Source organism: Bradyrhizobium sp. CCBAU 11361 (genome assembly GCF_028128935.1).
GTDB lineage: Bacteria > Pseudomonadota > Alphaproteobacteria > Rhizobiales > Xanthobacteraceae > Bradyrhizobium > Bradyrhizobium niftali.
The window spans coordinates 101,343-111,751 of sequence record NZ_LBJZ01000177.1; the positions used below are offsets into that span (position 1 = coordinate 101,343).

The following is a 10,409-nucleotide window of genomic DNA, read 5'->3' on the forward strand; positions in this document are numbered from 1 at the left end:
TGGCGATGCTCTGTTTGAGTGATCCGACGTGCCTTCTCTGCGCGATGCCAAGTGCGCAGCACCTCCGTACTCGCTGTCATGCCCCGGCTTGACCGGGGCATCCAGTACGCCGCGGCGCCAGTAGCGGCGGCGAGATCTCCACGCAGGCCTCTGGAATACTGGATCGCCCGGTTGAACCGGGCGATGACAGCGGTGGTTGTGGCTACAGTTGGCGGAGAGTCTTGAGACCACCATCACAGTCCCCTCCCCCTGGCTGACTTAGACCGCGCTGGCCTTGAACCCGCGCGTCCGGCGAACCGACCCAAGAAGATCGGACCGACAACAGCAAGCGAATGGACGCGCCGTGTCGATCATCCTGCAATCCACCGTCGGCGGCTTCTCCGCCCAGTTCATGCGCAAGCTGCCGCTGGTCGAACAGGCGATGCGCGAGCACGGGCTCGATCCCGCGGAGTTCGTGATCTCCAAGGACTACGCCTCGACCGCGACGATCCCGATCATGGGTCCGTTCTTCTTTGACTACAGCGTGTACTTCGGCGACGAGAAATTCACCGTCACCGAGCCGAACGACATGGTGTTCCTGGACTATTTCTTCAAACGCGTGCTCGCAGCGGACGAGCCGCCGGAATTTCCGCGGCGGCCGGGACTGATCCGGCGGTTCTTCGGCTGGATGGCGGAGGCGGTGTAACCCCTCCGGTCATTCCGGGTCGCTCGTAGCGCGAACCCGGAATCCATCGCGCGACAGAGTTGGTGGATCAATGGATTCTCAGATGCGCAATTGCGCATCATAGTTCGCGCCAAGCGGCGCGCCCCGGAATGACACGCGAGCTACTCCCCCCATGTCCTCGCCAGCGTCGCGAGCCAGCAGCCTTCGCAATAGCGCGCGTCCTTGTAGTCGATCCAGTTGTGCGCATAGACGCGGTCGAGCGGGATGTCGTAGCGCGCACGCAGCACCTTGACGAGGATCTTCCACGCCGCGACCTGCGCCTCGGTGGGACCGGCGGCGACATCGGGATAATTGCCGGCGAACTCGACGCCGATCGAATTGTCGCGCACCACCTGGCGATAGGTCGGTCTGTTGTCGATGTACTTGTTGTCGTTGCGGTTGGCGCCGTCGCCATGGGTCGGCACCAGGTTCTCCGCCACCGCCCAATAGACCGTGCCGTCGGTCTCGACCCAGACCGTGACGCCGCGCCGCGTCGGGTTCTTCGACTGCTCCGCCGCACCGCCGCGCGCCGAGCCGGCCGGCCCCTCGGTCTGGTGCACGATGATGTTGCGCCAGGGTCTTGCACTGTGGACGTCACCCCATGGCGCCAGCCAGACGATCTTCAGGCCGGGAATGTCGGGCGTGCCGGAGGCGCGCGCGAGCTTTGCGAGTTCGGCGTCGGTTGCGGCGGCGGGTGCGATCAGAAGGGCGGCGAGAATGGCCGCGAGCAGGCGAGACATCATCATCAAGGATCCAATGCGGACCCGAGCCTAGCACGCCATCAGGCGAAATTGCGCACGGCTTCGCCCGTGCCGTTCGGCTCGGGCGAGAGCGGCGGCGCGGGATCGTAGACGGCAAAGTCGTTCTTGCCGTTCTTCTTGGCGGCATAGAGGGCGTGATCGGCATGCGCGATCAGGCGCTCCGGGAATTGGCCGATGCCGCGATCCCATTGCGCCACACCGATCGAGATCGCGATCGGGATGTCTTTGCCATGGCAGGCCGCGGCGTCCCGACGGCAGACATCGAGCACGCGGCGGGCGATTGCGGCCGCCTCGCGCATGGAAGAGGACGGCAGCACGATGCAGAACTCGTCGCCGCCGGTGCGGGCGAGCATGTCGCCGGGCCGCAGCCGCGTCTGCGCCATCAGGGTGAAGTGCTGGAGGCAGGCATCGCCGGCGGCATGGCCATGGGTGTCGTTGATGGTCTTGAAGCCGTCGAGATCGATCACCAGCAGCGAGAACGGCTCGCCGCTGCGCTCCGAACGGGCGCATTCCTCGGACAGGCGCTGCAACAGATGGCGCCGGTTGGCGACACCGGTGAGATCGTCGAGCAGCGCGAGATCTGCGACCTCGCCACGCAGCCGGTCCATCGCCATCAGGAGGAAGCCGAAATTGAGCGTCATCGACAGGAACAGGAGCCCCAGCACCAAGACGGCATGGGTCTGACCGCCGGCGACCGCCGAGAAATCGTGGCCGAGCAGGTTGCCCACCGCACGGGCAAGGAAGATCGCAATGATGGTGATGATGACGATGCCGGCCAGACGGGCGCCCGGATTGACGTGGCCTTCGGGCGGCAACAGCAACAGACGCAGCGACAGCACCAGCGGCAGGGCCTGGCCGATCGTGTAGCAGAGCATGCGCAGCTGCATGTTCTCGAAGCCGACCATGAAGAAGACGACACCGCCGAGGCTCAAGGCGCCCGTCACGATCATGAGGCGCCATGACACCGGCCGGTCGTAGAAGCGCTGAATGCCCATGGCGGCGAGACAGCTTGCCGCGACGACACCGGCAGCGCCGAACAGCAGCGGCAAGGGAGACGAGACGAACAGGCGGACCAGGGCCGCCATCGCGCCGGCCGCGGCGACGAAGGCCGATGCCATCCAGAACCGTGCGGCCGCGAATTTGGGATAGGAGCGCGTCACGTAGGCCCAGATCAGGCCGAGCGCCAGGAAGTTGACGGCGAAGACCGTCCAGAGTGTCGGTACGTTCAGCATGGCCACTGCAGCGCGCGTAGCGCCCCGCCCCCCATCCTTGGCAGCCGTCCGTCCATCACCCGTCCCCGTTTTCTTGCGGGGAATAATGCGCGGGTTGCACTTAACGGAGTCTCACTGCGATCCTCCAATGCGCGCCTTTGGTTTTGGATTCATGAACGGCGCGCGGATTGTCGGATCGTTAGGCATGTTGCCGTCGACCTCGTGCGGTCGTCTCGCGATCCGCGCGGAGCGGATTCGCGGGCAAAAAGCACCCGAAAACGCATCTGAGCTGTGGATAACGTGATGACACAGATATGACGGCGCGGGGCAGAGACCTGCGAATCTGCTGAGTTTGTCGTCGAGGATGTTGCGAGGCTGGCCCTCCGCCGAGCATCCCTCGTGTCGCGTTCCACCATTAACCCTTGAGAGGATACTATGGCTAAGAAAGCGAAGAAGGCGAAGAAGGCGACGAAGAAAAAGGCCAAGAAGGCCGCGAAGAAGAAGTAGCCAGCATGTTCTTTGCCCGGGTGGAGCCTCGCTCTGCCCGGGCGTCGGGTAAGGTTGAGAGAGTCTAGAGATGGCGGGCCCAAGGCCCGCTTTTTTATTGGGTGGCTCCGCTTTCTCGCTCCCTCGCCCCGCTCTTCGCGGGGAGAGGGTGGGGTGAGGGGCGCTTCCGCAAGTGAGGTTGTCGAGAGACCTGTACCCCCTCACCCGCATCCCATCTTCGATGGGATGCGACCTCTCCCCGCAGGCGGGCAGAGGTAAAGAAGAAAGAGCCTACCGCTCGGCAAACGCGAGCTTGGCGCCGAGTGCGGCAAAGCCGGCGGCAAAGCTGCGGCGCAGCCAGGTCATCACCGCGGGGCGGGAGATGACGCGCTCGCGCACGGATGCGGCGCAGAGGCCGTAGACGACGAACACCGCAAAGGTCATCGCCATGAAGGCGCCGCTCAATTCCAGCATCCGCGCCAGCACATGGGCCTCGTCCGCCGCGATGAACTGCGGCAGGAAGGCGAGGAAGAAGATCGACAGTTTTGGATTGAGGATGTTGATCAGGAAGCCGGTGACGATGACCCGGCCGCTCGACCGCTCCCTGATCTCGCCCTCCACCGCCAGCGCACCTCGCTCGCGCAGCGCCTGCCAGGACATGTAGAGCAGATAGAGAACGCCGCACCATTTCAGCGCGGCGAAGGCGAGCGCGCTGGTGTGGAGCACGGCGGCAAGTCCCAGCATGGCTGCAATCATGTGCGGCACGATCCCGAGCGTGCAGCCGAAGGCGGCGGCGACGCTGGCGCGCGGGCCGCGAGTGAGCGCTGCGGCCAGCGTGTAGAGCACGCCGGTACCGGGTGAGGCGACGACGATCAGCGAGGTGAGCAGGAAGGACCAGGTCATGAGCGGACCCTATCACCCCGCCTCACGGCAAGAAAGCGGCGCCCCGGGATCAGCCGTCAGGATGACGGGTTGAGAACAGGCCAGACCTGCCAACAAAGCAGTTCTGACACCGTCGCCGTCAGAACAGCTGCGCGATCTCGGCCTCGCGCAGCACGTCGAGCGGCGCCCAGGGCTTGGCCCAGAACTTGGCGCCGTCGGGCAAGGCTTGCTTCAAGGGGCGGCCGGAGGTGACGACGATGTCGAGCTTGGGATTGCGTCCCTTGGCGAGATGGGCGAGCTCGACGCCGTTCATGCGGCCGGCCAGCTGCACGTCGGTCAGCATCAGGCAAATTGCGCCTGCGCTCTTCTCGAGCACCCGCTCGGCCGCCTCGGCGCTCTCGCACTGGATGACCTGATAGCCGCTCTCTTCCAGCAGAAGACTGAGCATCTCTCTCTGCATGGGGTCGTCTTCAACGATGAGTGCCGTTGCAGTAAATGGTCTTGATTGTCCCATCGGCGGCTCCCAATGCTGCCTGTCTGCGTCCAAGTAACTTACGTTAAGGGGCCAACTCGCATACGGTTCGGTTCCATTCTGAAAAAATGTAAATCATAGTTCCAAAATCGGAGCTCGAGGGGGGATCCATGACTGCGATTCGCGGCGCCGCCGCCATCACCGGAGCTGCGAGCGGCATTGGCCGCGCACTCGCCATCGAACTCGCCCAGCGCGGCTGCGACCTTGCGCTCGCCGATCGCGACGAGGCCGGGCTGAAGGCGCTCGCCGCCGAGATCGGCGGAGGAAGCGACAAGGCATGCAAGGTCAGCTTGCATCGCGTCGACGTCAGCGAGCCCGGCGACATCGCGCAGTTCGCCAGCGAAGCGACAGCGGCGCATCCGTCGCTCGGCATCGTCGTCAACAATGCCGGCGTGGCGCTGCTGGGCACGTTCGAGGAGATCGACCAGGCGCAGTTGGAGTGGCTGTTCGACATCAATTTCTGGGGCGTGGTGCACGGCACCCGCGCCTTCCTGCCGCACCTGAAGACGAAGGGCGAGGCGCATATCGTCAACGTCTCGTCGATCTTCGGCATCATCGCGCCGCCGGGACAATCGGCCTACGCCGCGGCCAAGTTCGCCGTGCGCGGCTTTTCCGAGAGTATGCGGCACGAGCTAGCGGTGGCGGGAAGTCCCGTAAGACTGTCGGTCGTGCATCCCGGCGGCGTCGCCACCTCGATCGCGCGGAGTTCGCGCACCGGGGTCGGCGTCACCGACAATGCCCGCCGCTCGCAGATGATCGAGCGGTTCGAGAACGCAGCAAAGACCACGCCGAAGGACGCCGCGCTGCGCATCATCAAGGGCATCGAGAAGAACGAGCCCCGCATCCTGATCGGCAACGATGCCCGTTTCATGGACCTGTTGCAGCGCTTCCGCCCGGGGACCTACTGGGCGCCGTTGCAGCGGAGGCTGGAGAAGATGGCGAAAGGGACGGCGAAGTAGTCAGGTGCGCTATATCCCGGCCTCACCCTCCGCTGTCATTCCCCGCGCAAGCGGGGAATCCAGTACGCCGCGGCCTCTCGGCTCAATCACTGCCATCTCTGGAATACTGGATCGCCCGCCCCAGTGCGCAATTGCGCACAAGGCGGGCGATGACACCGTGTGTGTGGCGCATGCGCTCCGCCTCTCAGCAGCGCCCCCTCACTGCCCCGCCAGCCGATCGGCAAAATAGCCGATGGTCTTGCGATAGATCACCGCCCTGTTCCACTCCCGCATCGCCTCGAAATTGGCGGTGCCTTCGCCGTAGGGCTGGCCCATCTTGAAGCCGCTGGTGTGGAGCAGGTTCGCGGTCGAGGCGAGCACGTCGGGGACGCTGTGGCGGAGGTCGACGTGGCCGTCGCCGTCGAAATCGACGCCGTACTTGATGTAGGACGACGGCAGGAACTGGGTCTGGCCGATCTCGCCGGCATAGGCGCCGATCAGGTCGCGCAGCGGCAGGTCGCCGCGCTGCACGATCTTGAGGGCGGCGAGCAGCTCGCCCTGGAACAGCTCGGTGCGGCGGCAGTCATGGGCGAGCGTCGCCAGCGTGCGGATCACCGGCAGCTTGCCGATGTCGCCCTTGCCGAAATCGCTTTCCAGCCCCCAGATCGCGACCAGGATGTAGCGGGGCACACCGAACTGCTGCTCGATGCGCGAGAGCAGCGCCGCGTGACGCTGCAACAGCGCCTTGCCGCCATTGATGCGGCCCGGCCCGACGCGGGTCGAAACATACTGCTCAAAGCTCTTGTTGAAGGTGTAGCGCTGGCGCCGGTCGAAGGCGAGCACCGCGCCGTCCTGGGTGATGCCGCTGAACGCCGCGCTGGTCACGTTCGCCGAGACGCCGGCGCCTTGTGCTTCCGCGGTCATGCTGGCGACGAAGCTGTTGAAGTCGCCACCGCAGCGCGCGGCCTCGGCCGGGCCGCCGGCCAGACCAACGACGAAAGCGGTGGCGAGAAGCGGTCTCAACATGCGGGGAATCCTTTGGGAAATGTGCGTGGAAGGCAGCGCGATCATGCCCGGGAACAGGATTCGCGTCAAAGCGACAAGCCCTCGCCAGAACCGATCCCGCGGCGGGCGCGACTAAAGAACAGCGCTCGCCCCGTCCCAACCGATCGAGATGACCATGCCCATTCCGCACCGGATGCTTGCTGTCCTCGCCCTGCTCTCCCTTCTCGCCGTCACCGCCGCTGCCGCGCAGACGCGCGACGTTGCCGGCAGCCGCGACTATCCCGGCATCGGCCGGTTCGCCGGCAGCGTCATCACCGGCTATGCGGTGAAGGATTTTGACGCGGCGCGGATGCAGGCGGCCGCCTTCAAGGACGGCCAGCCGACCGATGCCCGGCGGCTCGAAGGGCGCGTCTTCCGCATCGCCTATCGCACCAATCCGGGCCCCTCGATCCTGGAAGTGTCGCGCAATTTCGAGACGCAACTCGCCAAGGCCGGCTTCGAGACCCTGCTCGCCTGCGACACCGAGGCCTGCGGCGCCATTCCCTTCACGGAAAGCGTGGACACGCTGCCGATCCCGCAGATGTGGGTCGACGGCTTCAACTACCGCTACTTTGCCGGCCGCAAGAGCGAGGGCGGGCGCGAGACCTATGCCAGCGTCATCGTCAGCCAGAACAACCAGGACATCTATGCGCAGGTCACCGTCGCCGAGCTGGGCGCCATCGCGAACAAGATGGTCGATGCCGCCGCGATGGCCAAGGGCCTTGGCGAGACCGGCCACATCGCGCTCTACGGCATCTATTTCGACACCGACAAGGCCGTGCTGAAACCCGAGAGCCGCCCGACGCTGGAGCAGATCGCAAAGCTCTTGACGAGCCAGCCGCAGCTCAACGTCTTCATCGTCGGCCACACCGACAGCCAGGGCGCCTATGAGTACAATCTCGACCTGTCGAAGCGCCGCGCCGAAGCAGTCGCCGCCGAGCTCGTAAAGAGTTTCCGCATCGCGCAAACACGCTTGCGTACCGCCGGCGTCGGCCTGCTCGCGCCAGTCGGCTCGAACGCAACGGACGCCGGCCGCGCGCTCAACCGGCGGGTGGAGCTGGTGGCGCCGTGAAGGGGCTCTCTCGTCATTCCGGGGCGCGCGAAGCGCGAACCCGGAATCCATCGAGCGGCAGCGTTGGCGGATGAATGGATTCCGGGTTCGCGACTTTGTCGCGCCCCGGAATGACGAAGGAAAGAGTTGCCGCTATAATGTTGATGCCTGAGCAGCGCCATCGGTTAATGCGGCCGATGCGATCATGAGGCGAACCGCCATGCCCGAACATCAGCAGCCTCGACCAACCCGCCCCGCCCTCCTCCGCATCCCCCTCTTCCGCCTGCTCGCCATCAACCTTGCGATTGGCGCCTGCGCCGCGACGCTTCTCGTCGGCGGCCTGCTCTGGCTCAACCCCGGCCATCTGCGCGAGCTGATCCTCGCCGACCGCGCAGGCGGCGTTGCGCTTCTCCTGCTGCTCGCCTCGTTCCTCATCACCTTCGGTTCCGCCGCGATGGGCAGCGCGATCATGGCGCAGGGACGCAAGGACGAAGATAGCGGGCGCGGCGGCGGACACCACGCGCGGCCCGCCGTCCAGGAACTGGCGCAGCGCAAACGCTTGCGTTGAGGTGCGCACAGAAGATGGAACTCGTTCGCACACCCGGATCACATTATCCGCACGCAAACCGGAAGACGTGCAGTCCAACGCGCGTTCCTACGAGCATGCAACTCTCGCTGCATCGCGAGAACAGACAAGATGAACAAAGTGTTTTGATGGTCCAAGCAATTGTTTCGGCGTACATCGGAACTGCGGTCGCAACCGACGCATATCTGCTGCGCTCACCGCGACACCAACGCTCCTGCGATTTATCTTGCCACGGCATGGCGCAGATTATAATATTCTATCCTAGGTTGTCGCCCCGCCAGCCCCGGGCGACGCTGAAGACCCAAAATAAGCGGCGGGCTTTTCGGCCCGCCGTTTATTGAGGGAAGGGTCGCATCGGGTTTTACGAAGCGCCAGACGCATCCGACCATCCTGCAAACAGACTTCATCGATCGATCGCGCAGCCGATTCCGCCGCCGCATGGTCCGCCTGACCACCGGAAAACCCGCCAAAGTCATTTGACTATGGCGCCCTGATCGACGACAAGCCCGCCATGGCCAAGAAACCCGGGACCAATCCCAAAGGCGAATTCGCCTTTTTCAACGTCGTCTATGAGGACGGCTCCCAACGCTCCAACCGGCGCGTCCCCGCGGAATTGCTCGGAGGCCTCGAGGGCGACGAGCCCGCCCGCGGCTTCATCATGGAGCAGGACCGCGAGATCGCCGAAAAATCCGGCCGCCCGCCGCTGGCGATCAAGAACCTCGACCGCGTCGGGGTGAAGAAGAAGTAGGCCGGTGTCCGTGGGACACGCCAATCATCAGCACAACAGAAAAACGGCGGGCTTTCGGCCCGCCGTTTTCGTTGGATGGATGCCCGGGTCAGGCCCGGGCATGACGATCCGAATTTAGTTATCCAAAAAGCTCCGCAGCTTCCGCGACCTCGACGGATGCTTCAGCTTGCGCAGCGCCTTGGCTTCGATCTGACGGATGCGTTCGCGCGTCACCGAGAATTGCTGGCCGACTTCTTCCAGCGTGTGGTCGGTGTTCATGCCGATGCCGAAGCGCATGCGCAGCACGCGCTCTTCGCGCGGGGTGAGCGAGGCGAGCACGCGCGTGGTGGTCTCGCGCAGGTTCGACTGGATCGCGGCGTCGATCGGCAGGATCGCGTTCTTGTCCTCGATGAAATCGCCGAGGTGTGAATCCTCTTCGTCACCGACGGGCGTCTCGAGCGACAACGGCTCCTTGGCGATCTTGAGGACCTTGCGGACCTTCTCCAAGGGCATGCCGAGCTTCTCGGCGAGCTCTTCCGGGGTCGGCTCGCGGCCGATCTCGTTGAGCATCTGGCGGCTCGTGCGCACGATCTTGTTGATCGTCTCGATCATGTGCACGGGGATGCGGATGGTGCGGGCCTGGTCGGCGATCGAGCGGGTGATCGCCTGCCGGATCCACCACGTGGCGTAGGTCGAGAACTTGTAGCCGCGGCGATACTCGAACTTGTCGACCGCCTTCATCAGGCCGATGTTGCCTTCCTGGATCAGGTCGAGGAACTGCAGGCCGCGGTTGGTGTACTTCTTGGCGATCGAGATCACGAGACGGAGGTTGGCTTCCACCATCTCCTTCTTGGCCTGGCGGGCTTCGCGCTCGCCCTTCTGCACGGAGTGCACGATCTTGCGGAACTCGACGATCTCGAGACCGGTCAGCGCGGCGAGCTGATGCACCTCGTGGCGGAGGTCCTTGATGCGGTCCTTCTCGTGGTGGACGAAATTCTTCCAGCCCTTGGCCGACAGCTTCGAGACGCGGTTGAGCCAGCGCGGATCGAGCTCCGAGCCGGTGTAGTTGCGCAGGAAGTCTTCGCGCGCGACGCCGTGGCTGTCGGCGAGGCGCATCAGGCGGCCCTCATGCGAGACGAGGCGCTTGTTGATGTCGTAGAGCTGCTCGACGAGTGAGTCGATACGCGCCTGGTTGAGGCGCAGCGACTTCACCTCGACGATGATCTCGTCCTTGAGCTTGCGGTACTTGCGCTCCTGGTGCGGCGAGAGCGAGGGACCATGCGAGGTGCTCTCGAGCTGGTTCTGGATGTCCTGCTCCTGAAGCTTGCGCAGCTTCTTGTAGCTCTCGGCGATCTTGTCGAAGATCTCGACGACCTTGGGCTTGAGCTCGGCCTCGATCGCCGCAAGCGACATCTGGTTCTCGAACTCGTCGTCCTCGTCCATGTCGGCTTCGGCGGCGGCCTCGCCCGGATCCTTCTCGGCCTCGGC

Annotated in this window: 12 protein-coding genes; 5 read left to right on the forward strand and 7 right to left on the reverse strand. The window is 64.7% G+C overall.

Going from position 1 to position 10,409, the window contains the following annotated elements:
- The first annotated feature begins 343 nt into the window (after positions 1–343).
- Positions 344–685 (forward strand): hypothetical protein, encoded by a 342-nt coding sequence (locus XI08_RS21830; protein ID WP_271575920.1) that lies wholly within the window; start codon positions 344–346, stop codon positions 683–685.
- Between the two features lie 140 nt (positions 686–825).
- Here XI08_RS21830 and XI08_RS21835 read toward each other — a convergent pair whose 3' ends face one another.
- The 4 genes from XI08_RS21835 to XI08_RS21850 all read right to left on the reverse strand — a co-directional run bounded on the left by XI08_RS21835 (position 826) and on the right by XI08_RS21850 (position 4,557).
- Entirely contained in the window at positions 826–1,449 is a 624-nt protein-coding gene (locus XI08_RS21835) for a peptidoglycan recognition protein family protein (RefSeq protein ID WP_271575921.1), read from the reverse strand.
- A 35-nt stretch (positions 1,450–1,484) separates the two neighbouring features.
- Entirely contained in the window at positions 1,485–2,696 is a 1,212-nt protein-coding gene (locus tag XI08_RS21840) for a GGDEF domain-containing protein (protein ID WP_271575922.1), read from the reverse strand.
- 756 nt (positions 2,697–3,452) lie between these two features.
- The gene (locus tag XI08_RS21845; RefSeq protein WP_135177563.1) at positions 3,453–4,064 is read right to left on the reverse strand and encodes a LysE family translocator; all 612 of its coding nucleotides are present in this window, start codon (positions 4,062–4,064) and stop codon (positions 3,453–3,455) included.
- A 118-nt stretch (positions 4,065–4,182) separates the two neighbouring features.
- Complete coding sequence (locus tag XI08_RS21850) at positions 4,183–4,557, reverse strand: response regulator (protein WP_271575923.1); 375 nt, start codon at positions 4,555–4,557, stop codon at positions 4,183–4,185.
- Between the two features lie 128 nt (positions 4,558–4,685).
- Here XI08_RS21850 and XI08_RS21855 point away from each other — a divergent pair, with 128 nt between their 5' ends.
- Positions 4,686–5,534, forward strand: a complete 849-nt coding sequence (locus XI08_RS21855; RefSeq protein WP_271575924.1) for an SDR family NAD(P)-dependent oxidoreductase — start codon at positions 4,686–4,688, stop codon at positions 5,532–5,534.
- 198 nt (positions 5,535–5,732) lie between these two features.
- Here the strand turns inward: XI08_RS21855 and XI08_RS21860 are convergent, their stop codons facing one another.
- Positions 5,733–6,539 carry a lytic murein transglycosylase gene (locus tag XI08_RS21860; protein ID WP_027548369.1) on the reverse strand — a complete coding sequence of 269 codons (807 nt, stop codon included), beginning with the start codon at positions 6,537–6,539 and terminating at the stop codon, positions 5,733–5,735.
- A gap of 154 nt (positions 6,540–6,693) precedes the next feature.
- On the opposite strand from XI08_RS21860, the gene XI08_RS21865 reads away from it, so the two are divergent.
- A complete protein-coding gene (locus XI08_RS21865; protein ID WP_442869852.1) occupies positions 6,694–7,629 on the forward strand; it encodes an OmpA family protein in 936 nt (311 codons plus the stop codon).
- A gap of 13 nt (positions 7,630–7,642) precedes the next feature.
- Here XI08_RS21865 and XI08_RS21870 read toward each other — a convergent pair whose 3' ends face one another.
- Positions 7,643–7,840, reverse strand: a complete 198-nt coding sequence (locus XI08_RS21870; RefSeq protein WP_271575926.1) for a hypothetical protein — start codon at positions 7,838–7,840, stop codon at positions 7,643–7,645.
- Between XI08_RS21870 and XI08_RS21875 the strand changes: the two genes are divergently transcribed.
- On the forward strand, positions 7,829–8,176 hold the full coding sequence (locus tag XI08_RS21875; protein WP_271575927.1) for a hypothetical protein: 348 nt from the start codon (positions 7,829–7,831) through the stop codon (positions 8,174–8,176). The two genes, XI08_RS21870 and XI08_RS21875, sit on opposite strands and share 12 nt — an antisense overlap.
- A gap of 529 nt (positions 8,177–8,705) precedes the next feature.
- Positions 8,706–8,942 (forward strand): hypothetical protein, encoded by a 237-nt coding sequence (locus XI08_RS21880; protein ID WP_027548366.1) that lies wholly within the window; start codon positions 8,706–8,708, stop codon positions 8,940–8,942.
- Positions 8,943–9,056: 114 nt separating this feature from the next.
- On the opposite strand, the gene rpoD is transcribed toward XI08_RS21880, so the two are convergent.
- Positions 9,057–10,409, reverse strand: a 1,353-nt coding sequence (gene rpoD / locus XI08_RS21885; RefSeq protein ID WP_271575928.1) for an RNA polymerase sigma factor RpoD, incomplete at its 5' end; no start/stop codon positions are given.

What these genes read in the sequence shown, in the direction of transcription:
- XI08_RS21845 (WP_135177563.1), bottom strand. Translation starts at nt 4,064, where the DNA reads ATGACCTGGTCCTTCCTGCTCACCTCGCTGATCGTCGTCGCCTCACCC.
- XI08_RS21870 (WP_271575926.1), bottom strand. Translation starts at nt 7,840, where the DNA reads ATGTTCGGGCATGGCGGTTCGCCTCATGATCGCATCGGCCGCATTAAC.
- XI08_RS21860 (WP_027548369.1), bottom strand. Translation starts at nt 6,539, where the DNA reads ATGTTGAGACCGCTTCTCGCCACCGCTTTCGTCGTTGGTCTGGCCGGC.
- XI08_RS21855 (WP_271575924.1), top strand. Translation starts at nt 4,686, where the DNA reads ATGACTGCGATTCGCGGCGCCGCCGCCATCACCGGAGCTGCGAGCGGC.
- XI08_RS21850 (WP_271575923.1), bottom strand. Translation starts at nt 4,557, where the DNA reads ATGGGACAATCAAGACCATTTACTGCAACGGCACTCATCGTTGAAGAC.
- XI08_RS21880 (WP_027548366.1), top strand. Translation starts at nt 8,706, where the DNA reads ATGGCCAAGAAACCCGGGACCAATCCCAAAGGCGAATTCGCCTTTTTC.
- XI08_RS21865 (WP_442869852.1), top strand. Translation starts at nt 6,694, where the DNA reads ATGCCCATTCCGCACCGGATGCTTGCTGTCCTCGCCCTGCTCTCCCTT.
- XI08_RS21840 (WP_271575922.1), bottom strand. Translation starts at nt 2,696, where the DNA reads ATGCTGAACGTACCGACACTCTGGACGGTCTTCGCCGTCAACTTCCTG.
- XI08_RS21875 (WP_271575927.1), top strand. Translation starts at nt 7,829, where the DNA reads ATGCCCGAACATCAGCAGCCTCGACCAACCCGCCCCGCCCTCCTCCGC.
- XI08_RS21835 (WP_271575921.1), bottom strand. Translation starts at nt 1,449, where the DNA reads ATGATGATGTCTCGCCTGCTCGCGGCCATTCTCGCCGCCCTTCTGATC.